Below are 24,141 nucleotides of genomic sequence, written 5' to 3'. Positions count from 1 at the left end.
AAACTGGTCACTTCATTTTTTGTTATATTAGCCGCTTAGAAAGTGGCTTTTTATTTTTTAATCAAGAAGTTCTTTCTATAAAGTGAGTATTAATGTGAGTAACTACTCTAGTCACTTATTAAATATATATTAATTATTATGAGGTTAAGTTCATCATGCTTCTAATGATCGACAATTACGACTCTTTTACCTACAACATCGTCCAGTACTTTGGCGAGTTGGATCAGGAAGTAAAAGTTGTTCGCAATGATCAAGTCACATTAGAGGATATTGAACGATGGCAACCTAAATATCTGGTTATTGGTCCTGGCCCTTGCTCTCCAAGCGAAGCAGGTATTTCTATTCCGGCAATTAATCACTTTGCCGGAAAAATTCCTTTGCTTGGCGTGTGTTTAGGGCATCAAAGTATTGGGCAAGCTTTTGGCGGAAACATTGTAAGAGCCAAAACGGTGATGCACGGACGTTTATCTGATATGTACCACAGCAATAAAGGTATTTTCAGTAATCTTCCTAGCCCATTCTCGGCAACTCGTTATCATTCATTGGTGATCGATCAGGAAACACTGCCTGATTGCCTTGAAGTAACGTGCTGGACCAATGAAGCAGATGGCTCAATGGAAGAAATCATGGGTGTTAAACATAAGACATTGCCTGTTGAAGGTGTGCAGTTCCATCCTGAATCAATCTTGAGTCAACATGGCCATCAAATCTTTAAAAACTTTTTAGATATTTATGCATAAGTGATCCCTATGAATATTCAACAAGCACTTAACCATATTACAAAAAATATTCACCTGACTCAGCCGCAAATGGAAGACATTATGCGCAGCATCATGCAAGGTGAGGCAACCGAAGCACAAATTGGTGCTTTGATGATGGGCCTTCGCATGAAAGGTGAAAGTATTGACGAAATTACTGCTGCCGCACGTGTTATGCGTGAATTCGCTATTAAAATTGATGTTAGCGATATCAAATATTTAGTTGATATTGTCGGTACTGGTGGTGATGGACAAAACTTATTTAACGTCTCTACAGCCTCAAGCTTTGTGATTGCAGCAGCTGGTGCAACCATTGCAAAGCATGGTAATCGAGGCGTTTCAAGTAAATCAGGTTCATCTGACCTACTTGAACAAGCAGGTATTAACCTTGATTTAGATATGGAACAAACTGAGCGCTGCATTCGTGAGATGGGTGTAGGCTTTTTATTTGCTCCAAATCATCACAAAGCTATGAAATATGCAGTTGGCCCACGTCGTGAGCTTGGTGTTCGCAGCATTTTCAATTTACTTGGCCCGCTTACGAATCCGGCCGGCGTAAAACGCTTTGTCATTGGGGTATTTTCAGATGAACTTTGCCGCCCGATTGCCGAGGTTATGAAGCAACTGGGTGCAGAGCATGTCATGGTGGTTCATTCAAGAGATGGACTTGATGAAATTAGCCTTGCTGCTCCTACTGCTATTGCTGAACTTAAAGACGGCGAAATTACCGAATGGACGCTTAATCCAGAAGATGTCGGGATTGAATCACAAACCTTAAATGGTTTAGTGGTAGCAGATGCCGCAGCAAGCTTAAAGCTGATTAAAGATGCATTAGGTAAAAATAAATCTGACATTGGTGAAAAAGCAGCAAATATGATTGCGCTTAATGCAGGTGCAGGTATTTATGTCTCAGGCATTACCAAAACCTATGCTCAAGCTGTTACATTCGCTCAAGATATTATCTATGGCGGACAAGCATTAGAGAAAATGAGTGTTTTGGCTGAATTTACCAAAACATTAAAACAATGTCAGGCAGATTAAGGACTTCTCATGATTAATATTCAAAATACCATTTTAGGTAAAATTGTTGACCGTAAACATGAGGAACTTGCTGCACGTTTAAAACAACGTAATTTGCAAGATGTTGAAGAACTAGCGAAAGCTGCAACTCCGGTACGAGGCTTTGCAAAAGCTTTACAGCACAAACGCCCTGCCGTAATTGCTGAAATTAAAAAAGCGTCTCCGTCAAAAGGTATTATTCGTGCAGATTTTAATCCTGCTGAAATTGCCGAGCAGTACGAACAAGCTGGAGCAGCATGTTTATCCGTTTTAACTGATGTTGATTTTTTTCAAGGTGCGGATGAGAATATTGCCATTGCACGAAGCCACTGTGCTTTACCTGCTTTACGTAAAGACTTTCTGATTGATCCATATAATGTAGTTGAAGCACGTGCATTACATGCTGACTGTATTTTATTGATTGTTGCATCTTTGTCAGATCAACAACTTGAAGAAATGTCTAAAACTGCTTTTGAACATCAGCTTGATGTATTGGTTGAAGTTCACGACGAAGAAGAACTGGAACGTGCTTTAAAGTTGTCTGAGCAATGTGTATTAGGTGTGAATAACCGTAATTTAAAAACCTTTGATGTAGATTTAAATACCTCAATTCGTTTGAAAAACTTGCTTCCATCATCACGTTTACTTGTGACTGAAAGTGGTATTGCCACTCCAGATGATGTTCGTATGATGCAAGAAAATGATATTCACACCTTCTTGGTTGGCGAAAGTTTTATGAAACAACCAAGACCAGATCAAGCCTTTACAGCCCTTTTTGGACAACCCCAAACGGTTTAATAGAAGATATATGAGTAATAAAGATTCATCGCTTTCTAAAGAGCAACAAAAGTTACTGAAGCAATTTAAAAAGCAAATCTCCAATCCTCATTCAAGCAAAATCGCAAGTCAGTCTGAGGCCCCAAAACCTCAGGCTGAGTCTGAAGAATTGGAAGATGCAAACCTGTTTCAAAGTGCTCTAGCAGGTGTTAAGCCCATCAACAATAGTAATATTGCTGATGTAAGAACGCCTCGCACAAAAAAAATTGATGCTCAAACACTCGCTAAACGTGCAGCTGCCGAAGGTGGTCGTGAAACTGAACATGCCGAGTTATCAGACACTCAAGCCGCTCTAAACCCTGTAGCAAGTCAAGCAACGCTAAGCTATCGCATTGCCACACTTCAGCATAAAGTTTTCGAAGACTTAAAAGCTGGAAGAATGCGCTGGTTTGAAGCTGTAGATTTACACGGATGTACGATTGAGCAAGCACGTGACGCAGTTTTACAAGTTATCCAGATGGCAAAAGATGAAAATCAAAATGTTGTCAAGATTGTACATGGTAAAGGCCCTGAAGCTGTTTTAAAAACCTATGTCAACGGATGGCTACGTCAGCACCGCGATGTTTTAGCTTTTGTAAGTGCACCTGAAAATCAAGGCGGCACAGGTGCCGTTCTCGTACTGCTTAAACGTGCAGAAAAAAATCCAAAGTTCGAACAAAAGAAATGATCCCAAAAGATCATTTCTTCACATCAAACACCTGCAATAATTGAGCAACCACGGCAACGGCAATCGTTGCAGGTTGTTTCGATGAAATCCCTTCTATCCCGATCGGGCAAACCAAACGTTGTAATGCTTCTGGTGCATAACCGCGCGTCAACATACGTTTCTCAAAAATAGCCCTTTTACTTTTTGAACCAATCATTCCAACATAAGCAAATGGTTTTGGAGTAGGTTTCAAAGCTGCAAAGCACAGTTGCAGATCTAGTTGATGATCATGGGTCAAAATTAAAATTGCGCCTGAACGGTCAAAATGCTCGATCTCGGCTTCAAGCGTATCTGTCGTTAAACATTGCACCTGTTGTAGTAAATCCGATGGGAAAATATCATCACGCGGATCAATCCATTTCACACTAACACCAATAGGCAATAAACAACGGACAATTGCTTCACCCACATGCCCCGCGCCACAAATCAGCACTTGCATGACATAAGGTTGAATCTGCTGGTCAAATTGCCATTGGTCACTGCTGGCAGGCTGAACCTCGAAACATGGTTGCTGTTCCTTACTTATATCCATAGTCTGCCAAGTAGATGCATGTTGATGTGAGACTGTACGCCATATACGCTGTCCGGCTCGCCATGCTTGCAAACAATGGGATAAATCTGAGGTAATTACAGCGGGTGATATTTTTTCAAACAATAGCCACATCACTCCGCCACAACACTGTCCCAACCGAGCACTGAGGTTAAATCGCTCAACACGTCTCACACAAACTTCCGTTTCTCTTAACATTGCTTTCGCAATATCAATAGCCTGAAACTCTAGATGCCCCCCACCGATCGTATCCGACTGCTGCCATTGTTGTTGCAAATTAAGCCGCAATAACATTGTTGCACCCACTTCTCGTGGTGTTGAACCATCAGCGCGGACCACTGTGACCAATACCATAGACGCAGCATCGACTTGCCACGCCACAAAATCAGTCCACCATTGTAAATGTTGCATAATCTTCTACATTTTAGCTTGTGGGCGGTCAGCCAAAGCTTGTCCCCGTCCAATGGCAATTGCACGTAAAATTTCTTCGGCAGTTGCTGGCGCATTAAGTACGAGCGGTGCATTTTCTGGAATAGCCGCTTGTACCGCCTGACGAATTGCAGAGAAAACAGATAATGCCAACATAAATGGAGGTTCACCTACCGCTTTGGAGCGATAGATGGTGTCTGCCTGATTTTGGTTATTAAACAGTTTGACGTTAAAAATATGAGGAATATCAAAACTGGTCGGGATTTTGTAAGTTGAAGGTGCATGCGTAAACAAGCGTCCTACATGTGGGCCTTGTGGCTGCCAATACAACTCTTCTGTGGTGAGCCACCCCATCCCTTGAACAAAGCCACCTTCAATTTGCCCCATATCAATTGCAGGGTTAATCGATCGCCCGACGTCATGCAAAATGTCAGTACGTAATACTTTCATTTCCCCAGTTAAGGTATCTATTGCGACCTCACTGACTGATGCACCATAGGCATAATAGAAAAACGGACGCCCTAAATGGTTGACCTGATCGTAGTGAATTTCTGGTGTTTTATAAAAACCACTGTCCCATAGTTGCACACGTGCCATATATGCCCGTTGAACTAAGTCAGGAAATGTCCATAAATGTCCATTCGCTGTTGAAACCATACTATCTTCAAACTGGATTTGCTCAGCATCACTTTGACTTATTTCTGCTGCAAGTTTTGCCAGACGCTCACGAATTTTAATACAGGCATTTTGCACAGCTTTACCGTTCAGATCCGCTCCACTCGATGCCGCGGTTGCCGATGTATTTGGCACACGAGAAGTATCGGTTGCAATTAAGCGAACACTATCGATTGGTAAACCCAACTCATGTGCAGCAACCTGCCGTACTTTGGTATATAGCCCCTGTCCCATTTCTGTACCGCCATGCGTAATAGAGACAGTACCATCCATATACACATAGACCAATGCACCTGCCTGATTGTAATGCACGGCATTAAACGAAATACCGAACATTAATGGTGTTAACGCAATACCACGCTTAATGATGTCATTATTCTGATTAAAGGTATGTATGGTCTGTCTACGTTTCGCATAATCACTACTTTGCAACAATTCGGCCACCAGTCGAGGGGCAACATTATCACGGACTTCTGCCCCATAATGCATACGATCACGTCCAGCACCGGGCTGCTCGGCAAAGAAATTACGCTGCCGAATTTCAACCGGATCACACCGTAAATAACGAGCAATGTCATCAATAATATTTTCAATGACAAACATACCTTGCGGTCCACCAAAGCCACGATATGCAGTATTGGAAACAGTATTGGTTTTACAGCGTAAGTTACGCAACTGAACCGCATTTAAATAATAGGCATTGCCAATATGACAAATAGCGCGTTCATTCACTGGCCCAGAAAGATCTGCCGAAAAACCACAGTTTGAAGCCAGTTGCACCTTTAAGCCTTGCAGAACACCACTGTCATCAAAGGCTACAGACCATTCATAAGCAAAACCGTGACGTTTGCCTGTAGCACTCATGTCATCATCACGGTCTAAGCGTAACTTACATGGACGGCCTGTTTTTTGTGCTGCCAAAGATGCAATGCATGCCCATTGTGCCGACTGCGACTCTTTGCCACCAAAACCCCCACCCATACGGCGGCTTTCTACACTCACCTGATGCATATTCATGCCTAATGCATGACAAATCAGTAGCTGCATTTCTGTTGGATGTTGTGTCGAGCAATAGACTTTTAAAGCGTGATTTTCTTGTGGGATAGCATAGGAAATCTGTCCTTCAAGATAGAAATGCTCTTGACCACCTAGCTCAATAGCACCAGAAAGTTGGTGAGCTGCATTTTGAAATGCCTGTTCAACTTCACCATGGCTAAATTCAACAGGCGGTAACACCCACGATTCTTTTTCAATCGCATCTTGAATTGTTAAAATCGGGGTTTCTGGCACATACTCAATTTTTGCCAACCGAACTGCCTGACGGGCTTGCTGATAACTCTCGGCAACAACCACAAACAAGGCTTGTCCATAAAATTCGACCTGCTCCTCGGCAAAAATCGGGTCATCTTTAACAATTGGTCCCCAGTTATTTTCAACCTCAATATCTTTTGCTGAAAAAACTGCATGGACACCATTGGCCTGACGTACTGCAGCTAAATCAAATTTACTGATTTTACCTTTGGCACAACTCGAAAATCCGACCGCTAGGTGCATGGTATTTTCAAGTTCGGGTAAATCATCGATATAGGTTGCCTGCCCAGTCACATGTAAATGTGCACTTTCGTGTGGAATGGAGTCTCCTGCTTTAGCCGATTTTTTAGAAACACTTAAGTCAATGGTTTGATTCATGTTAGATCTCCACCATAGCAATCAAGTCATTCACACGAGTGATCGTTTGAGACAGGATTTTTTCTACATAAAACCGCTGTAAACAGTTTTTCGCGACTTGTAAACGATATGCTGAGCTAGCCCGTCCATCATCTAGAGGCTGATAGTCTTGCGACAACACGTACTGTGCCTGAACCATCAATTCCGCTGAAAGTTGCTGACCTTCCAATATGGCTTCTGCGTATTTTGCACGTTTGGGAATAGCAGCCATGCCACCAAAAGCAATTCTCACATTGTGAGCGACATAATGAGTATCTAACTCGCATGAAATAGCCGCACATACCGCAGAAATATCTTGCTCAAAACGTTTGGCAATTTTATAGCTGGCAAATTTAAAACGCGTATGCCCTTCACGAAGTGGAATAACAATCGCCTCAACAAACTCACCAAGCTGTAATGCTGTTTTTTGATAATCTAGATAAAAGTCTTCCAATGCGATTTCACGGGTCTGTTCACCTACACGTAAAATCAATCGTGTACCTAGCGTAATTAATGCCGGCATTGAGTCACCAATAGGTGAACCATTAGCAATATTTCCACCTAGGGTTCCCGCGTTTTTAATAGGCATGGAAGCAAAACGGCGTTGTAACTCTTGAAAGTCAGGATAAAAATCTGAAATTTTGATGAGTGCATCACTCAAACTTACATTTGCCCCAATCGTTAAAGCATGCTCGGTAACTACAATATTTTTCAGTTCTTCAACCTGACCGATATAAAGCATATCGCCTAAATTACGGCCCTGCTTGGTTACCCATAAACCGACATCCGTGCTACCAGCGACAATGCGCGCTTGTGGCAATTGCAAACGTAAAGCGGCAAAATCCTGTAAAGTCTTTGGTGCAAAAAATTGCTGACCATGATCATTCAAATGCAATGCAGGCAATGCTTTGATCTCTTTTAATACATCAAGTACCTTTTGGCGTTCTAATACAACACGTGGATAGTCATAAGCTTTTTGTGCTGCCTCTAAAATAGGTCGATAGCCTGTACAGCGACACAAATTTCCAGAAAGATAATCGCTGATTTGATCTTTGCTCGGAGAATGTTGTTCATTTTCATACATTGACCATAACGACATGATAAAACCGGGTGTACAAAAACCGCATTGTGAACCATGCAAATCGACCATTGCCTGTTGTACCGGATGAAGCGTTCCATCCTGAGTAGGCAATAACGTATGCAGATCTTCTACTGTAAATAGGGCTTTACCATCTAAAGTCGGTAAAAACTGAATACAGGCATTCACACTTCGCAATTGCAAGCTGTCATTGACCAACTCACCAATCACGACTGTACATGCACCACAATCGCCCTCAGCACAGCCCTCTTTTGTACCGGTCTGCCTAGTCTTACCAGTTTGGGTATATTCTCGCAGAAATTGTAAAACCGTCATGGTAGGTAATACATTTTCCACTTGCTGCTGACCACCACGGAAAAAAAAGGTGATTGGACGTTCTGACATGTTTTATCCTTATGCTCTATAACACTGCATCTGTGCAAATATGATGCCACTAGGCGATCATTTAGAACTTACCAACATTAAATGCATATTTCATGTTCAAACTCTTGACTATTAACGATAAAAACATGAAATTTATTCATCTTTTATTAAACGCGCGCAAAACCAAAATAAATATAGTGCGTCGAGTTATGAACATCTGGTTATGTTTCTGATACAATGCCGAGCTTGTCTAATAGAGTAAATTTATACGTCTTATGTCAATGCAGCAATCGTACGCAAATATTCTGACTGCCGTCGGTGAAGATCTTAATCGTCCCGGCCTTAAAGATACGCCTGTGCGTGCGGCTAAAGCTTTTTCATATTTAACTTCTGGCTATAGTAAAACTTTAGAAGAAGTCACCAATAATGCTGTTTTCCCATCAGATAACCATGAAATGGTATTGGTGAAGAATATTGAATTCTATTCGCTTTGCGAACATCATCTCCTCCCGTTCTATGGCCGTGTTCATATTGCCTATCTACCGGAAGGCAAGGTTCTTGGCTTATCTAAATTTGCACGTATTACTGAAATGTTTGCACGCCGTTTGCAAATTCAGGAAAACTTGACTCAGCAAATCGCTGAAGCTGTGGCTGAAGTGACTGGGGCTCGAGGTGTTGCTGTCGTCATCGATTCAGCACATATGTGCATGATGATGCGTGGTGTAGGCAAACAAGAGTCAACCACTCGTACAGTTTCATTTATCGGAGACTTTAAAACCGATAAAGAATCACGACGTGAGTTCTTGAGTGCAGTACCAGAAAGTTACTAAATTCTTTTTAGTGATAAATTTAAAAGCCCAACTTAGTTGGGTTTTTTTATATCTAAATACAGCGTTTATTCTATAAAACATAACAATTAAATTATGTGATTTTTGTTATAAAAGTACGTCCCTTCACTTTAAAATGTTTGATGAGTTGATAATGCGATTCAAAAAAATTTCTTACTTAATTCTACCTTCTCTTTTTATTTTTAATACCTCAATTTATGCAGGTAACACATCAAAAGAACAAGATATCAAGAAGGTTGTTGATCAGAACTTTAAACCATTATTAGAAAAATACAATGTTCCCGGTATGGCGGTTGGTGTCATCCAAAACAATAAAAAGTACGAAATGTATTATGGCCTACAATCGGTTCAAGATAAAAAATCCGTAAATAGCAATACCATTTTTGAGCTAGGTTCAGTCAGTAAATTATTTACTGCCACGGCAGGTGGATATGCCAAAACGAAAGGAAAAATCTCTTTTGACGACACTCCAGGAAAATACTGGAAAGAGCTAAAAAATACACCGATTGACCAAGTTAACCTACTTCAACTTGCGACCTATACGAGTGGCAATCTTGCCTTACAGTTTCCAGATGAAGTTCAAACAGACCAACAAGTTTTAACTTTTTTCAAAGACTGGAAACCTAAAAACCAAATTGGTGAATATAGACAATATTCAAACCCAAGTATTGGCCTATTTGGAAAAGTTGTAGGCCTATCGATGAACCAACCTTTTAGTCAGGTCTTAGAAAAGACAATTTTTCCGTCTATTCACTTAAAACATAGCTATGTAAATGTGCCTAAAACTCAGATGCAAAACTATGCATTTGGCTATAATCAAGAAAATCAGCCTATTCGTGTGACCCCAGGCCCACTAGATGCGCCTGCCTACGGCGTTAAATCTACATTACCAGACATGCTTAGCTTTATTGATGCCAATCTAAATCCACAAAAATATCCGGCAGATATTCGACGCGCAATTGATGAGACTCATAAAGGTTTTTATCAAGTAGGTACGATGTATCAGGCGCTTGGTTGGGAGAAGTTTTCTTATCCAGCACCTTTACAAACTTTATTAGAGAGTAATTCTGAACAAATTGTGATGAAACCTAATAAAGTGACTGCCATTTCCAAAGAACCTTCGGTTAAGATGTTCCATAAAACTGGTTCAACTAACGGATTTGGAACTTATGTCGTGTTTATTCCCAAAGAAAATATTGGTTTAGTCATGTTAACCAATAAACGTATTCCAAATGAAGAACGTATTAAGGCAGCTTATGCTGTACTAAATGCGATTAAGAAATAATTCTTTTTCACAACAAAAAAGAGAGAAATAAGTTATTTCTCTCTTTGCTTTACTCATTATAAAAGTTAAAAGAACCAAACGTAGCCTAAACTAGATTTCATCCAGTCTTGATGATTTTGTTGTTCATAGTCCCAATTTAATCGAACGGCATTATTACTATTAATCACATATTGCCATTGAGTATTTACTCTCAAATTCCATTGATTTTGGTCTTCCCAATATGGCAATTCAATCTGTACGACAGAGTTAAATCGATCAAACCATTGGTTCATACAACCTAAAGTCGGGCCCATTCCCACACGCCACCCTTTATCTAGATTTGAGCCTGTTTGAACATAGGTTTGTAGTTGCCCATAGCAAATATGTTTGCGCTCATAGTCTGCAAGACTGTAACCAACCTGAGCATTAAAATTCGCTACGCCATGCTGTTTTTCTTCACTAAAGTTTCCATCATGAATTGCTTCTTGACGCCAGCCTAAGTTAAATCCCCAACTCAGCGGTGTTTTAAAAGGTTGAATCGGGTTATAGGAATTTACTTCTAATAAATCAAGATTTTCTAGTTTTAAATGATCGTCTCGCCACTGTGCATTACCATTTAAAAATAGTAATTGAGTACCTGCGCGGTATCCCCCTTGAGGATCTATTAAGTCGTGATAGGCTTGCCGATGACCAATTTCGATAAACTTATCACCTTGGACTTCACCGGCTTTCACTGAAAGATTACGTGCATTATGGCCTTGAGTTGGCTCTTTTTCTGGTCGTTTAGGTTCATGACGCTGTTTGTCCAAATCGATCTGACTTCTTAAAGCCAAAAGCTGACGTAACTGCGGCTGTGCAACGCTTTCTTCTATTTGACGGCTCGTAAATTGGAGATATAAATCATCATAGGCCATCTCTAGAATTTTGGCCTGATCTTGCTCACTAAAGGATTTTAAAACCTCAGAAGACTGCTTAACGGGCATCATCGTAATTTGATGTGCAACCTTCGCTAAAGAAGCACCATGCTGATGAGCTTGGGCTAATAGCTGGGTTTCTAAAGCAGGCCGATATACAGGCGCTTTAGTTAACCCTTGCTGTTGCATCGATTTAATGGTTTCCATCGGAATAGATGCATAAGTAAACTTTTCTTGTAAGTTAGACTCAGGTTTTACTAAATCGACCAAGCCTAATAACCTATAGGCACAGTTATCACTGACAAAATAATAAGGAAAACTCACATGCTGCATTTCCCAAATATGGCTTACTAAAAACCGCGTTTCTTCAGGGGAAAGTTTCAGCTCATATTCCCATAAATCACGACTTTCGAAATCACCGTACTCTTTTACCTTACGATAATAAGGCATAAGTGAATATTCACCCGGATATTGCCCTGTTAAACCTTTCCATGCATATGACCAGTTGTCATTCCCCGCCACAGTTGCTGCATAATTTACAGCATAGGAAACTAAATTTAATTGCTGCTGATCTTTAGGATCTAAGCGCAGTAAAGTATGACCAAACATCGAGCTAGGGTTGCCCATAAAATCTGTCGCATAAATTAATGTGGCTTTATAAGGCTTAATCTGTCCAATCCAGTTTTCAAATTCTGAACATTTTATTTGAGGCAATTCATTTTCTTGAATACCTACTTTTTGCATGAGCCATTGGCTTCGAGCCGGAAATTTACAGCGAATCGACTGATTATCTTGAGCAGGCATAAATAATGCCGAGATGTCAGCTTTCAGTTCTTCTTTTAAATTATTTTTCCCATTTTCTGACATGAAATAACCAGAATAAGTGACGTCACTTTTATGGTTTTTATTTGCATACATGAGCCTTTGCCATGTAATGTCTTGATCTAGATTTTGTTGTTCTGCAAAGGACCAATATTTTTGAATAGATGGATTTATTTCTGCTGAATACGCAATATTAACTGCCAAAGAGGCAAAAACCAAAACAACTGACTTCATTAAGCTCATCAATTTTTATCATTAAATATAAGAAAAACCCTGCCATACGACAGGGTTTTCAATTTCAAACTTATACGTAAGCTTTTAAAACGTCGTCTTTAGCCATTACAGTTTGTAATGATGCTAAAACTTGAAGGGTATTTTGATTATTTGCTGAATAGATTTCACCAAAGTTTGCTTTTGAAACTTTAAAGAAACGGTCTTTATCTTGAGGTTTAATTTGCATTAACTCAGCAAGTACGTTCAGGCTTTCACCTTGGCCTACTGCCATATCACGTGCTAAAGCTTCTGCATTTTCATTTGTGAATGTTACAACTTGCGCTGTTACTGTCCCGCCTTGACGGCAGCCTAAAGTACCGAAAGTGATCCCTAATAATTGGTTAGTAAAAATACCGTTTGTTGTTGCAGCAAGAATTTTAGGCGCTACTCCTTTTTTGCCAGCCCATACTTGTGTACCCGCACCACAACCCACATCGTTGTCAGCCATTGCAACACTTGAACCAGCTGCTAACAATGCAGCTAAAGCTATTTTTTTTAACATAGATGTATATCTCCAAAAATCATTATTGATTGTTTCTTATGTCTTGTATTGTTATGTGTAATTTTTATTACACGATATTAAAGATAGCGAGAAGGCTACGATTTAGCAATTAAAAAATAAACAATATGATGAAAAGTGCTAAAGAAAAATTTACCTTAAATTCCAGTTACCTTGATTATCTCGATTGCCTAATATTTTAAGCACAAGTACTAGACTTAAAATTAATAATAAATACCACGATCCTAGCTTGCCCCATCCCACCATATGCCAAGCATCGACCTGACTTGGATAGAGCCAAATTTTATAAAATGTACTTATATTTTCAGCAACCCAGATGATAAACGCGAGCGTTAATAATATCGGTAACATCGGGATTTTAAATTTATGTTCATTTATTTGAAAATAAAGTTTCGTTTTCCAGAAAATAAAAATACTAATCGCAAATAAAATATAGCGAATATCAGGAACAAAAAATTTACTCATAAAATTTATATATGAGAAAAATGCCAGTAAAAGCATAGTTCCAAAACTTGGAAGCTTTTCAAAAGAAACCTGAAACAGTCGTATTGACCGTGCAAAGAAACTACCTACAGCCGAATACATGAAGCCTGCAAATAGAGGCACTGTTAAAATTTTAAATACGGCGGGCTGCGGATATTGCCATGAAGCAATTGCAGGATGCGTTAGGAATATTTCCATGACCATCGCCATGACGTGAAATAAAGCAATGACTTTAGCCTCTGCCCATGACTCCAGTTTTAAATAGAGTAAACAGATCTGGATCAGCACAGCATAGATGAGTAAATAATCATAACGATAAAAACCCATATATTCATGGCTTCCCATCGGTGCTGTTAAAGCAAAAGCAATTAAAAGCAAAATACCAAACAAGGCTGCCGAAACAGCCTTGCCGATAAATTGAAACGGTAAAGTTAGATATTGCACAAAAACTATCCTAGATATTTAGCACTATACTCATGCACTGTATCTACAAAGATTTTTGGTTGTGCAGGGTCCACCCACTGGGTAATCCCATGGCCTAAATTAGCGATGTAACCCGTCTTTTCACCATTTGCGTAGGCATCATCCAACATGGCTTTCACTGCTTTTTCAATTGAAGCAGCCGAACCATATAAAACAGCCGGATCAAGATTTCCTTGTAAAGCTACGCGTCCAGCCACCGTAGTTCGAGCTGTATCTAATCGCGTAGTCCAATCTAAACCTAATGCATCTGCACCTGTGCTAATCATTGGTTCCAACCATTGGCCACCACCTTTAGTGAACACAATGATAGGAATACGTCGACCGTCTTTTTCACGTTGCAAACCAGCAATGATTTTATTCATGTAGTTTAAAGAAAATTCGACATATTCACGATGTGCCAATGCCCCGCCCCAGCTATCAAAAATCTGGATCGCCTGAGCACCTGCATCAATTTGAGCATTTAAATAGTCAATTACAGAGTCTGCTAAATGATCAAGCAAAGCATGCAAAACTTCTGGTTGGGCATACATCATTTGCTTGGTAAAACGGAATTCTTTACTTGAACCACCTTCAACCATATAAGTTGCTAAAGTCCAAGGGCTACCCGAAAAACCAATCAGTGGAACTTGACCACCCAAAGCAGAGCGAATGGTGCTTACAGCGTTCATGACATAATCAAGGTCTGATTTTGCATTCAGCTTTGGTAAATTCGCCACATCTTGTTCAGTACGCACTGTTTTATGGAACTTTGGTCCTTCACCTGTTTCAAAATAAAGACCTAAACCCAGTGCATCTGGAATTGTTAAAATATCTGAAAATAAAATTGCTGCATCTAAATCATAGCGACGCAAAGGTTGTAAAGTCACTTCACAGGCAAAATCTGTATTTTTACATAAGGATAGAAAGTCACCTGCTTTTGAACGTGTTTCACGATATTCAGGCAAATAACGCCCTGCTTGACGCATCATCCATACCGGAGTGGTATCTACAGGTTCGCGTAACAAAGCACGGAGGAAACGATCATTTTTCAAAGTCGTCATTACCAATCTCTATCTTCTTTATGTGGCAGCATCATATCAAAAACAGAGACATTTTTATAATTTCAATTTCACACAAAAAACTCGTCAATCTACTAAAAAATGCATATTTACACAAAACTCTACTGCAAGCTGTGGGGTTTTCTGCAATACTTGCAACATGTTACATTGGGTTTATTGATATTCTTTTAATCACTAAATTGCCAATCTTGGGCTCATAGAAATGAGTTATTGGTAATTTTATGCACTTTAAGATCACATCAATCCTCCTATTGCTTATATGAAAATTCTTAAGGTTGAATTACATGTTTGTTCGCTCATTACTCGCTATGAGTTTAAGTTGTATTATTGCTAATGTTGCTTTTGCTGCTTCAACAACTGAGCAACCCCTGAACCCTAAAAAGGTATCAGCTCCTGTAGAAGATCCGATTGATCCTTTAGCAGTAGATGCAGCTTCAACTGTACAAGCTCAAGCTCCAACACAAATTACTGCTCAAGAACAAAATGACTTAAATCGAGCGTCAACAACATTACAAAACTTGCAGAAAACAGAAGACCCAAATGCTGAGTCTGGTATTGCTGCATCTACACCAGCAGTAGCTAAAAGCACAACAGCGTCTAAGGCTGCACCAGTGTCAGCTGCTTCATGGACATTAGATGGCTTAAATTCGGCAGAATGGTCTGAAAATATTGGTAAGGGTCAACTTCCAGTTTATGCACGTGCCCATGTGATGCTTAATAATGCACATGCATCACCAGGTGCAATTGACGGCATGAGCGGTAAAAATACCTTAAAAGCAATTTCTTCATTCCAGCAAATGAATGGTTTATCGCCTACTGGTGAACTTACCAAAGAAACTTGGGATGCATTGGTTGCGAAACAAAACAAGCCAGCATTTATTGAATACACCATTTCTGATGCTGATTTAAAAGGCCCATATGCTGAGTCGATTCCTTCTGACTACGCATTACAAGCCAAAATGAAAGGTTTGTACTACACTCGTGTGACCGAAATGTTGGGCGAGAAGTTTCATATTGATGAAGGTTTCTTAAAGAAATTAAACCCAACTGCGACATTCAAAAAAGCGGGTGAAAAAATCATTGTTCCAAACGTGCGCAATGATTTACCAGAAGATATTCATTTGATTATTGCCCATAAAGGCGCAAAACAATTGTATCTCTTCAATAGCCGGAACCAAATGATTGCCTCATTTCCTGCAACAATTGGCAGTACTGATACGCCTTCTCCGGCCGGTACTTACAAGGTAGTTGGTGTGGCTCGTAACCCATGGTACAGCTATTCACCTTCGAACTTCGTACAAGGTAAAAACTTAAAACCTCTTTCTTTACCACCTGGCCCAAATGCCCCTGTTGGTAATATCTGGATTGGTTTAAGTAAAAAATCTTTTGGTATTCATGGAACACCAAATCCATCTTTAATTTCTAAAACAGCATCGCACGGTTGTATCCGTTTGACTAACTGGGATGCAAACGATTTAGGAAGTAAAGTACGCTCTGGCGTAACTGTTAAGTTCCTCGAATAATTAAATATTTTCATAAAAAAACCTGTCTTTATGGCAGGTTTTTTATTGCAAAAAAATGCAACAAAAAGACAAAAAACTCAACATCATATCAATTATGAAACGACATGTTGCAGTTATTCTATTTTTTCACTCCCGATATAGCATTAATATATTTCTCAATAGATAAATAAAAATTTGGGAGATTAGATCATGAATGCTTACGTACATCGTGGTGAAGATCGTGGACACGTTAAAGCGGGTTGGTTAGAGTCATATCATAGCTTCTCATTTGGTAGCTGGTACAACCCTAAATATATGGGTGTCAGTGCTTTACGAGTCATTAATGACGACAGAATTGATGCGCATAATGGTTTCGGTACGCACTCGCATGACAATATGGAAATCTTAACCTGTGTGTTAGATGGTGCAATTTCGCACCGTGACACGATGGGAAATGAAGGCCAAATTAAAGCAGGCGAATGGCAGTTAATGAGCGCTGGTACAGGTGTTGCCCACAGTGAAGTTAACAACACTGATACGCCTGTACATTTATTACAGATCTGGATTATTCCAGATGTAAGAGATGCAGAGCCAAATTACCAGCAAATTAGTCTTGACCCACGTAATGATCCAAACAAATGGCATTTAATTGCAGGACCTGATGCAAATGCACCGATGCATATTCGTCAAAATGCAGAGATAAAATCTGCCGTATTGGAAAAAGGACATGAGCTAAGTGTTGATCCGGTTAAAAAAGTGAATTATATCCACGTTATTTCAGGCGTAATTCGTATCGGTGATCAAGAAGTTAAAGCAGGTGATGCTTTCGTGTTTGAGGATAAAGCGACGATTCAGGCAAATGAAGATAGTCAATTTATCTGGTTCGATTTACCTTAAGTTAATCAAAAGCCCTTTGAACAAAAGGGCTTTTTTAATCTCCACCACCACCGCCCCCATCACATCCTCCTGAATCTGAAGATGATGATGAACAGTCATTTGAATAACTAGAACTATGATGACTAGGGCTATTATCGTGAAAATGATGGGTTGAAGAAGATGAATGATCATGCTCGCCAGATGACGAAGATTTTTTTAAATTTCTAAGCAGTGCAATTAAACAAATCAGACCAATACTGGAAAAAATTGCAATAAATACAATAATAAATAACTTCAAATAACGACCTCCTTGATCAAGCTAAATACACATTAAAATAAACTATTTTAAGTTTCTTTCACATACAAATAGGCACTCGCTCTTGATATACCTAAATGTTGTGCAACCGTCTCTACAGCCTTTTTAATGTCTAATAAACCATTATTCTTTAACTCGTGTATTAATTGTTTTCGCTCATTGAGTTTTAACATACGCGGCGTAGTCGCATGTTTTGAGGCAAATTGATCGATATATCTTCGAATTGCTTCAGACCCATTCGGTTCCAAATTTTCAATAATGTTGTCAGTTTCAATTTTAGTAAACTGGTCTAAAGCGCTTTGCATGCCCCTAAATAGGGTTAAATCAATATTCATACATAAAGCGGCCACATACTGGCCCTCTTCATCTTTAATACCAATAGAAGTACTTTTTGCGGGGCGGCCATCTGCAAACTGGTTTGCATAGTTTGAAATAAGATTTGGAAATTCTGGAGACATAATTCTTGCCAGCCCTAACTCTGTTGCTGGATCTCCAATTTTTCGACCAGATAAATTATTGTGTATTGAGAGTATGGCATGTTCAGGATTTGTTAAGTCATGGACAACAACTTCGCAAAATGGAAATAGCGTTTCACTTAACCCTTTCGCGATTGTATCTAGTTGAGTGAGTAAATGTTTATCACGATTTCCCAATGTATTTCCTCCAAATGACTTGCTTACTATTTCAAACCCTAGCGTGAAGTATGTAATAGTAATTTAGACTTTTTATCTAATTTTAAACTTAATGTAAATCAAAATCTTATATCTCATTGTTATCCAATTAGAAAATAAAATTAGACATTTTATCTAAATATATATATTTTATCTAAACAAGGTCAATATATTGCGCGTTGCTTGAGCAATACGAAATCTTGCATCCGAAAACATTGAATAGAATTAGGTTTAATTATGAAAAATTTAACCCTTCCAACTTATGAAGATGTCGCAGCCGCTGCTGAACACATAAAAGGTTTTGCAAATAAAACCCCTGTTTTAACTTCACGTACTGTTAACAATGAATTTGAAGCAGAAGTATTCTTTAAATGTGAGAATTTTCAGCGTGTTGGCGCTTTCAAATTTCGTGGTGCAATGAATGCGCTTGCACAGTTCGATGATGCTCAAAAAAAAGCTGGTGTGGTTGCTTTCTCTTCAGGAAATCATGCTCAAGCGATTGCGCTGTCAGCAAAGATCCTTGGTATTCCTGCAACAATCATCATGCCTAAAGATGCTCCTGCTGCAAAAATGGCAGCGACGCGAGAATACGGAGGCAATATTGTTGAATATGATCGTTATACAGAAGATCGGGAACAAATTGGAAAAGAGATTGCCGAAAAAAATGGTCTAACCTTAATTCCATCTTATGATCATCCGCATGTTATTGCAGGTCAAGGAACGGCTGCAAAAGAACTATTTGAAGAAGTTGGTGACTTGGATTACCTCTTTGTATGTTTAGGTGGGGGTGGTTTATTGGCGGGGTCTTCCTTATCTGCGCGTCAACTCTCTCCGAACTGTAAAATATATGGTGTTGAACCTGCCCTAGGAAATGATGGACAAATGTCCTTTAGAAAAGGAGAAATTGTTCATATTGATACGCCCCAAACCATTGCCGACGGTGCTCAAACTCAATATTTAGGCAAATTAACATTTCTTATTATTCAACAGAACGTAGATGACATTTTGACTGTAACAGACGAAGAACTCGTTACCTCTATGAAGTTCTTTGCTGAAAGAATGAAGATGGTGGTTGAACCGACAGGATGTCTCGGATTTGCGGCTGCCCGTAATTTGAAACATGAGTTAAAAGGCAAACGTATAGGCATCATTATTAGTGGTGGGAATGTCGATATTTCTAAATATGTAGAGTTTTTATCAGCTTAATAAAAGTTGGTGTCTATCTATGATTTCTTTTAAAGCGTCATGGATAGACAATACATGCTACTAGTCTCTCGAACTGTTCACGTCTTAATTTAAATATTCACTTTTGGAGATGGCTATGAGATTTATTTCTGAGTCTGAATCTTCTACTCTCATCAATCATGAACTGGCTTACGATGCCATTTATCAAGCTTTAATTGCTGCAACTCAAACGGACACTCAAAGTTTTCCTGTGGTTCATGGTCAAGCGTCTGATACAAAAAATACGTTTAGTATTAAATCATCTGCTACCCAGCAATTAGCTGGTCTTAAAGTCGGTTCTTTTTGGGAAGACAATCCTAAAAATGGTTTGCCTCGCCATAACGCGCTCATTTTATTATTTAATCAAGCGAATGGAAAAATGGCGGCAGCCATCGAAGCAGGCAAAGTGAATGCATTCCGTACAGCAGCTTCTAATGCTGTTGCGACCAATATATTGGCGAGAAAAAATTCAAAAGTATTAGCCATATTTGGTACAGGAAATCAGGCCAAATATGAATGTGAGGCATTAGCGAGAATTAGAGACTTCGATCAGATTTTGATAGTAGGACGCGACCAAAATAAAGCTGAAACAATGGCAGAAGACCTAAAACAATTAGGGATTAAGCTTAAAATTGCTGGTGCAAAAGAAGCCTGTGAACAAGCGGATATTATTGTGACAGCAACTTCGTCTCAAACCCCTCTTTTTAAAGCAGAATGGGTCAAAGTCGGCACTCATATTTCATCTATGGGTTCCGATAAACAAGGCAAACAAGAACTTCCACCAGAATTATTTTCACAGAGTGGTTTATTCTGTGATCTTAATACTCAGTCTAAAGTTATTGGTGAATTCCAGCATGCACCTGAGTCTGCAATTTTAATGAATATCGGTGATGTGCTTTTAGCAAACACTCAAGGAAGGCAATCTCAGGAACAAATCACAATTTATGATAGTTCAGGGTTATCTATACAAGATTTATATATCGCCCAAAAAATTTTAGAAATTTCTTAAAATTTATCATTTAACTGCATCATTCAAGCTGATGCAGTTAAATGATAAGGTATTTCTTTTTATTTGCATTAAATAAACTGCATTAAAAAATAATCCAACAACCGTTCCCTTTCCCCTGCCTTATTTGGGTCTAAAAGTTGAACCATCGCCCCATCAATCACAAACAAGAACATGTGTGCATCTTGCTTTGAAGCATTTGCATTGGTTGTTAAAAGCAAATTATAGATTTCATTAATAAGCCAGCTTCGATAGTCAATTACCACCTGATATGCCTTGGGATGTGTTTTTGAAATCTCAAAAATGGCTTTAAAGGGCAAATGATAAAGGCCATCTAAGTTCGCATGTAAGAAATAAATTTTACGAAGCTTTTCAAGTAGAGTTAAGTCTTTTTGAACATAAATAATTGAAATCACCTCTTGTTTAAGTCCATCTTTTTGAAAAGTTAGGCTCATTTCAATAAGACGTTCTTTTGAGTGGAAGTAATTATAAAAAGTTGCTTTTGGAGTCTTTGACGATTCAATAATGCGGTCCACCCCGACTTTATGAAAGCCATATTTATTAAAAAGATATCGAGAGGTATGAAGCACGCTTAAAGCACGAAATGGAAGATCTGAATGTGGCATATTTTTACCGTTATAAATTAAATTTTTTTTGTATATAAATGAGATACAAAAGCCGCTGCCCTTTTTGGGAGAAAAAAGGCATAGCAAAGCCATAAAGACTGTGCTTGGCACATCTCAAGTTTTATTGTTAATGCAAGTTTTTTGAGTCGTAATGACTTAAAGCCTGAGAACCTTAAAGGTCATCAAGCTGCTTTAAATTTTTAAGTTGTATCGTTATAGCTTTTGGCAAAGGCTGCCAAGAAATTAAGAATGTGCAAAGCCAACTCCTTTTTATTGGGAGTCCTGCCAGACATTAATAGAATTATGGTGGCAGAACGGAAGAAGGTTGACAGACTAGTATTATCTCAAACTAGCACACCCGAAAGTGTCCCTCTCCCGTCCTACCGCTACGGGAGGGAACGAGTGGTACACCACACAAGGCTATTCCTCAGAAGAAATAACTCTGATGCGGGAGATAATATTCAGCCTGTCAAAGCCGACTGGCAATGTGGCCAGCAGGCAAAGGATAAGCTTCACATTTGTTGCAGTCAAGCACACAAAATGACATTTGTTTTAAATTAGATCATTAAAAAGTAATGTTAAATAATGAATAAGTTATTGTTAAATTGGGGTTTATAAAGTTGCGGAATTTTGAGATATAGGGGTTTAGGAAACTAGAAATGCGCTAGTGCGGCTTCCGCCACCTGCGCTTTATTATTAAAGTTATTGTTTAATTGAGTATTTGCAATGTGCCCTAAGGCTATGAGGTTTTCTATTTTTAAAAGAACTCTATCCTGCAACGTTAAATGTATTGCGTTGATAGATTAATTTATTTTATCAATTTTAAAAATTTTACCACTTAGAGTACTTTGAAAAAACATTTCAAAACCCGGTCGTATATCTTCACCTTCAACTGTAATGTATTTTAAATTAGAAAAACATTGAGTATTGGCGAAATAATTATCTACTGTTGCCTGAATGACGTATTTAATTCCAAACTGGTCTTTGACACTAATATTTTGTTTAAGCATGACGATATCCTAATAAAATTATGGCAGAAATAATGGATCCGCCTAAATATCCAATAGCAAACTGAGTTTTAACTAACTCTATAATCTAATTTAAATAGTTGATTTATAGACGCATAAAAGGTGCGACCATCTAAATTTAAATCAACTTCAATTCCAGAGGAAAGAAGAACTCTTTTACCAACTTCAACAGTTTTAAAACCTTCACGTGTATTTTGTATTCTATTTAGAGGAATTAAAGACACTAAAATTTCTGTACCATTTTTAGATTTTGCAATTAAATCATTTATTTTTAACAATTTATATCCTAAATTAAAATTTACTTATAATCTTAAAATAATTTTAAAATTAATTTAAAGTGAAAAGCACTCATTAGTGCTTTTCATTTATGACTGCTTATAATTATTTATAGAGCAACAATATTTACAGCATTTGGGCCTTTTTGGCCTTGTGCAACACTGAATTCAACACGTTGACCTTCAGCAAGAGTTCTGAAACCTGAGTTAGCGATTTCGCTAAAATGAGCAAAAACGTCTGGTCCTGATTCTGGTTGGATAAAACCGAAACCTTTAGCTTCGTTAAACCACTTAACAGTACCTTTCATGATATTTGAATTAGACATAATACATCCTAGTTTTTTTAAAAATTTAAACCATTTTATTGGTTATGAGTAACATCGAAATAATAAAGAATGGAGCTGAAAATCTGAAAAAAACGAAGGATTATGACTAATACTGCGGTACTTAGAGAAGATTTACCAAACATGACTTTTTCTAGTTATGTTCATTGTATACGAAAAATAAAATTAATCAAGTTTTCTAATATATATATTTATTTTATTTATAAAAAAGGTGATGTTTTGGATTCTAAGTGTTTATAAATCTTGGAGGCACCTAATGCCAAAAAACAATAAAATATTAATAAATATACATTTAACAAGATAAAAATTATCGATAATACAACAAGTAGTGATACAAAAATATTTTTACTGTCTTTGCTTGGGAAATACATCAATAGCTATAACCTTCTATTACACATCAACCATTTCTTAAATCATTAGCAATAGGTTATCCAACATAAACTTGAACTAGCAGGCCGCTTATTTATGTAATAAGCAGGGAGTAACAAAGCTGCTCTATCCATTAAGACTTAAGAACATATCTGGATATCTTGCACATATAAAATCAACAAACGCCCGTACTTTAGGAGCTGCAAGTCGTCTAGAAGTATGTAAAACCCATAATGATCTCTCTACTCCTGACAATGCCCCCCACTGAACTAATTCGCCACGGGCAATCTGGTTCCATGCTATGGAGTGCGGAATGAGTGCAGCGCCACCACCAGCAATTGCAGCTTCACGGACCATAAGTAGTGACGAGAATCGTAGTTTCGGAATTGGTTCCAAAATCAACTCCCCTTCATCCAGTTTCCAATGTGTGGGCTGGAAGCTTGTCGTTACAATACTGGGAACTTGTCTGATTGCACCAGATTGAGGTTTGGTAATTTCTGGAGCTGCTACAACAACGAGTTTATCTTTTGCGAAACATCGCCCCACTAAATTACTATCAGGACTTGGGTTTATTCTAATAGCTACATCAAATTGTTCTTCAATAATATCTACCAAGCGATCTTCTGCAACAACTTCAATTTCAATCTCTGGATAAGCTGCACAGAATTCGGCACCAATGCGTCCCATTGTGAGTTGAGAGAATAAAACTGGTGCTGCTATTCGTAAACGCCCACGAGGTGTTGAAATTCCATCACTAACAGAAGTCATGGCTTCTGCTACCTCAAGCATCAATATTTCAGTGCGGGACATCAATTGCTGACCTGCTTCTGTAAGCTTCAATCCTCGAGCACTACGTTCAATCAATCTGACTCCTAGTTGTTCCTCGAGATCGGCAATTCTTCTAGATAACGTGGCTTTTGGAATACCACTCACACGACTAGCCCTCCCCAAACCTTCATGTGTTGCCACAAGTATGAAATCTGATAGCGCATTCAAGTTCATGGTGTTCCATTTTTAAAACAAGGTGTCTATTTTTTATAATCTTTGTTTATTAAA

The 24,141-nt window shown here is 38.6% G+C and carries 24 protein-coding genes; 10 read left to right on the top strand and 14 right to left on the bottom strand.

The window, feature by feature from the left end; translation table 11 throughout:
* Positions 1-155 precede the first annotated feature (155 nt).
* The 4 genes from ACLBWE_RS06125 to ACLBWE_RS06110 are packed head-to-tail and all read left to right on the top strand — an operon-like array spanning position 156 to position 3,321.
* Complete coding sequence (locus ACLBWE_RS06125) at positions 156-740, top strand: anthranilate synthase component II (protein WP_009390033.1); 585 nt, start codon at positions 156-158, stop codon at positions 738-740.
* A 9-nt stretch (positions 741-749) separates the two neighbouring features.
* On the top strand, positions 750-1,799 hold the full coding sequence (trpD, locus tag ACLBWE_RS06120) for an anthranilate phosphoribosyltransferase (protein ID WP_005039127.1): 1,050 nt from the start codon (positions 750-752) through the stop codon (positions 1,797-1,799).
* Positions 1,800-1,808: 9 nt separating this feature from the next.
* Positions 1,809-2,615 carry an indole-3-glycerol phosphate synthase TrpC gene (gene trpC / locus ACLBWE_RS06115; RefSeq protein WP_017387943.1) on the top strand — a complete coding sequence of 269 codons (807 nt, stop codon included), beginning with the start codon at positions 1,809-1,811 and terminating at the stop codon, positions 2,613-2,615.
* A 10-nt stretch (positions 2,616-2,625) separates the two neighbouring features.
* Entirely contained in the window at positions 2,626-3,321 is a 696-nt protein-coding gene (locus tag ACLBWE_RS06110; RefSeq protein ID WP_003650560.1) for a Smr/MutS family protein, read from the top strand.
* A gap of 10 nt (positions 3,322-3,331) precedes the next feature.
* On the opposite strand, the gene xdhC is transcribed toward ACLBWE_RS06110, so the two are convergent.
* The 3 genes from xdhC to xdhA are packed head-to-tail and all read right to left on the bottom strand — an operon-like array spanning position 3,332 to position 8,204.
* Complete coding sequence (gene xdhC, locus ACLBWE_RS06105) at positions 3,332-4,321, bottom strand: xanthine dehydrogenase accessory protein XdhC (protein ID WP_447601752.1); 990 nt, start codon at positions 4,319-4,321, stop codon at positions 3,332-3,334.
* A gap of 6 nt (positions 4,322-4,327) precedes the next feature.
* Complete coding sequence (gene xdhB, locus ACLBWE_RS06100; RefSeq protein WP_447601750.1) at positions 4,328-6,703, bottom strand: xanthine dehydrogenase molybdopterin binding subunit; 2,376 nt, start codon at positions 6,701-6,703, stop codon at positions 4,328-4,330.
* A gap of 1 nt (position 6,704) precedes the next feature.
* Positions 6,705-8,204, bottom strand: coding sequence for a xanthine dehydrogenase small subunit (xdhA, locus tag ACLBWE_RS06095; RefSeq protein ID WP_447601748.1), 1,500 nt, complete (start codon positions 8,202-8,204; stop codon positions 6,705-6,707).
* Positions 8,205-8,464: 260 nt separating this feature from the next.
* Between xdhA and folE the strand changes: the two genes are divergently transcribed.
* Entirely contained in the window at positions 8,465-9,013 is a 549-nt protein-coding gene (gene folE, locus ACLBWE_RS06090; RefSeq protein ID WP_005039113.1) for a GTP cyclohydrolase I FolE, read from the top strand.
* Positions 9,014-9,164: 151 nt separating this feature from the next.
* Positions 9,165-10,316: an ADC family extended-spectrum class C beta-lactamase gene (gene blaADC / locus ACLBWE_RS06085; protein WP_447601745.1), complete on the top strand. Its 1,152-nt coding sequence runs from the start codon at positions 9,165-9,167 to the stop codon at positions 10,314-10,316.
* Positions 10,317-10,381: 65 nt separating this feature from the next.
* Here blaADC and ACLBWE_RS06080 read toward each other — a convergent pair whose 3' ends face one another.
* The 4 genes from ACLBWE_RS06080 to hemE form a co-directional block, all read right to left on the bottom strand.
* The gene (locus ACLBWE_RS06080) at positions 10,382-12,265 is read right to left on the bottom strand and encodes an Lnb N-terminal periplasmic domain-containing protein (protein WP_447601743.1); all 1,884 of its coding nucleotides are present in this window, start codon (positions 12,263-12,265) and stop codon (positions 10,382-10,384) included.
* Positions 12,266-12,335: 70 nt separating this feature from the next.
* Positions 12,336-12,806, bottom strand: a complete 471-nt coding sequence (locus ACLBWE_RS06075; RefSeq protein ID WP_092706332.1) for a DUF3015 family protein — start codon at positions 12,804-12,806, stop codon at positions 12,336-12,338.
* A gap of 150 nt (positions 12,807-12,956) precedes the next feature.
* A complete protein-coding gene (locus ACLBWE_RS06070; protein ID WP_198495379.1) occupies positions 12,957-13,751 on the bottom strand; it encodes a DUF817 family protein in 795 nt (264 codons plus the stop codon).
* A gap of 5 nt (positions 13,752-13,756) precedes the next feature.
* On the bottom strand, positions 13,757-14,830 hold the full coding sequence (gene hemE, locus ACLBWE_RS06065; protein WP_003650543.1) for a uroporphyrinogen decarboxylase: 1,074 nt from the start codon (positions 14,828-14,830) through the stop codon (positions 13,757-13,759).
* A 302-nt stretch (positions 14,831-15,132) separates the two neighbouring features.
* Between hemE and ACLBWE_RS06060 the strand changes: the two genes are divergently transcribed.
* On the top strand, positions 15,133-16,371 hold the full coding sequence (locus tag ACLBWE_RS06060) for a L,D-transpeptidase family protein (protein WP_045429942.1): 1,239 nt from the start codon (positions 15,133-15,135) through the stop codon (positions 16,369-16,371).
* A 189-nt stretch (positions 16,372-16,560) separates the two neighbouring features.
* Positions 16,561-17,247 carry a pirin family protein gene (locus ACLBWE_RS06055; protein ID WP_198495378.1) on the top strand — a complete coding sequence of 229 codons (687 nt, stop codon included), beginning with the start codon at positions 16,561-16,563 and terminating at the stop codon, positions 17,245-17,247.
* Between the two features lie 34 nt (positions 17,248-17,281).
* Here ACLBWE_RS06055 and ACLBWE_RS06050 read toward each other — a convergent pair whose 3' ends face one another.
* Positions 17,282-17,524, bottom strand: coding sequence for a hypothetical protein (locus tag ACLBWE_RS06050; RefSeq protein ID WP_080758357.1), 243 nt, complete (start codon positions 17,522-17,524; stop codon positions 17,282-17,284).
* Positions 17,525-17,571: 47 nt separating this feature from the next.
* Entirely contained in the window at positions 17,572-18,195 is a 624-nt protein-coding gene (locus ACLBWE_RS06045; protein ID WP_080027543.1) for a helix-turn-helix transcriptional regulator, read from the bottom strand.
* 255 nt (positions 18,196-18,450) lie between these two features.
* On the opposite strand from ACLBWE_RS06045, the gene ACLBWE_RS06040 reads away from it, so the two are divergent.
* Positions 18,451-19,419 carry a threo-3-hydroxy-L-aspartate ammonia-lyase gene (locus tag ACLBWE_RS06040; protein WP_447601738.1) on the top strand — a complete coding sequence of 323 codons (969 nt, stop codon included), beginning with the start codon at positions 18,451-18,453 and terminating at the stop codon, positions 19,417-19,419.
* 115 nt (positions 19,420-19,534) lie between these two features.
* A complete protein-coding gene (locus tag ACLBWE_RS06035) occupies positions 19,535-20,446 on the top strand; it encodes an ornithine cyclodeaminase family protein (protein ID WP_447601736.1) in 912 nt (303 codons plus the stop codon).
* Between the two features lie 68 nt (positions 20,447-20,514).
* Here ACLBWE_RS06035 and ACLBWE_RS06030 read toward each other — a convergent pair whose 3' ends face one another.
* From ACLBWE_RS06030 to ACLBWE_RS06010, 5 genes are all read right to left on the bottom strand, one after another.
* Positions 20,515-21,069: a TetR/AcrR family transcriptional regulator gene (locus ACLBWE_RS06030; protein ID WP_447601734.1), complete on the bottom strand. Its 555-nt coding sequence runs from the start codon at positions 21,067-21,069 to the stop codon at positions 20,515-20,517.
* Positions 21,070-21,872: 803 nt separating this feature from the next.
* Positions 21,873-22,079 carry a hypothetical protein gene (locus ACLBWE_RS06025; protein WP_004643550.1) on the bottom strand — a complete coding sequence of 69 codons (207 nt, stop codon included), beginning with the start codon at positions 22,077-22,079 and terminating at the stop codon, positions 21,873-21,875.
* Between the two features lie 68 nt (positions 22,080-22,147).
* Positions 22,148-22,375 carry a hypothetical protein gene (locus ACLBWE_RS06020; protein ID WP_003650533.1) on the bottom strand — a complete coding sequence of 76 codons (228 nt, stop codon included), beginning with the start codon at positions 22,373-22,375 and terminating at the stop codon, positions 22,148-22,150.
* A gap of 107 nt (positions 22,376-22,482) precedes the next feature.
* On the bottom strand, positions 22,483-22,698 hold the full coding sequence (locus tag ACLBWE_RS06015) for a cold-shock protein (protein WP_003650532.1): 216 nt from the start codon (positions 22,696-22,698) through the stop codon (positions 22,483-22,485).
* A 513-nt stretch (positions 22,699-23,211) separates the two neighbouring features.
* Positions 23,212-24,087: a LysR family transcriptional regulator gene (locus ACLBWE_RS06010; protein ID WP_447601731.1), complete on the bottom strand. Its 876-nt coding sequence runs from the start codon at positions 24,085-24,087 to the stop codon at positions 23,212-23,214.
* Positions 24,088-24,141: the final 54 nt, after the last annotated feature.

It is taken from the genome of Acinetobacter sp. M5A5_2a, assembly GCF_053345265.1.
Note: the sequence above shows the minus strand (reverse complement) of the source record. Positions and strands in the feature narration are given on the sequence as shown.

Bases quoted from the DNA above. Each gene is read 5' to 3' on its own strand.
- ACLBWE_RS06030 (WP_447601734.1), bottom strand. From the start codon at position 21,069: ATGCCACATTCAGATCTTCCATTTCGTGCTTTAAGCGTGCTTCATACC.
- hemE (WP_003650543.1), bottom strand. From the start codon at position 14,830: ATGACGACTTTGAAAAATGATCGTTTCCTCCGTGCTTTGTTACGCGAA.
- xdhC (WP_447601752.1), bottom strand. From the start codon at position 4,321: ATGCAACATTTACAATGGTGGACTGATTTTGTGGCGTGGCAAGTCGAT.
- ACLBWE_RS06060 (WP_045429942.1), top strand. From the start codon at position 15,133: ATGTTTGTTCGCTCATTACTCGCTATGAGTTTAAGTTGTATTATTGCT.
- ACLBWE_RS06075 (WP_092706332.1), bottom strand. From the start codon at position 12,806: ATGTTAAAAAAAATAGCTTTAGCTGCATTGTTAGCAGCTGGTTCAAGT.
- ACLBWE_RS06010 (WP_447601731.1), bottom strand. From the start codon at position 24,087: ATGAACTTGAATGCGCTATCAGATTTCATACTTGTGGCAACACATGAA.
- blaADC (WP_447601745.1), top strand. From the start codon at position 9,165: ATGCGATTCAAAAAAATTTCTTACTTAATTCTACCTTCTCTTTTTATT.
- trpD (WP_005039127.1), top strand. From the start codon at position 750: ATGAATATTCAACAAGCACTTAACCATATTACAAAAAATATTCACCTG.
- ACLBWE_RS06110 (WP_003650560.1), top strand. From the start codon at position 2,626: ATGAGTAATAAAGATTCATCGCTTTCTAAAGAGCAACAAAAGTTACTG.
- ACLBWE_RS06125 (WP_009390033.1), top strand. From the start codon at position 156: ATGCTTCTAATGATCGACAATTACGACTCTTTTACCTACAACATCGTC.
- ACLBWE_RS06040 (WP_447601738.1), top strand. From the start codon at position 18,451: ATGAAAAATTTAACCCTTCCAACTTATGAAGATGTCGCAGCCGCTGCT.
- trpC (WP_017387943.1), top strand. From the start codon at position 1,809: ATGATTAATATTCAAAATACCATTTTAGGTAAAATTGTTGACCGTAAA.
- ACLBWE_RS06080 (WP_447601743.1), bottom strand. From the start codon at position 12,265: ATGAAGTCAGTTGTTTTGGTTTTTGCCTCTTTGGCAGTTAATATTGCG.
- folE (WP_005039113.1), top strand. From the start codon at position 8,465: ATGCAGCAATCGTACGCAAATATTCTGACTGCCGTCGGTGAAGATCTT.
- xdhB (WP_447601750.1), bottom strand. From the start codon at position 6,703: ATGAATCAAACCATTGACTTAAGTGTTTCTAAAAAATCGGCTAAAGCA.
- ACLBWE_RS06055 (WP_198495378.1), top strand. From the start codon at position 16,561: ATGAATGCTTACGTACATCGTGGTGAAGATCGTGGACACGTTAAAGCG.
- ACLBWE_RS06025 (WP_004643550.1), bottom strand. From the start codon at position 22,079: ATGCTTAAACAAAATATTAGTGTCAAAGACCAGTTTGGAATTAAATAC.
- xdhA (WP_447601748.1), bottom strand. From the start codon at position 8,204: ATGTCAGAACGTCCAATCACCTTTTTTTTCCGTGGTGGTCAGCAGCAA.
- ACLBWE_RS06015 (WP_003650532.1), bottom strand. From the start codon at position 22,698: ATGTCTAATTCAAATATCATGAAAGGTACTGTTAAGTGGTTTAACGAA.
- ACLBWE_RS06035 (WP_447601736.1), top strand. From the start codon at position 19,535: ATGAGATTTATTTCTGAGTCTGAATCTTCTACTCTCATCAATCATGAA.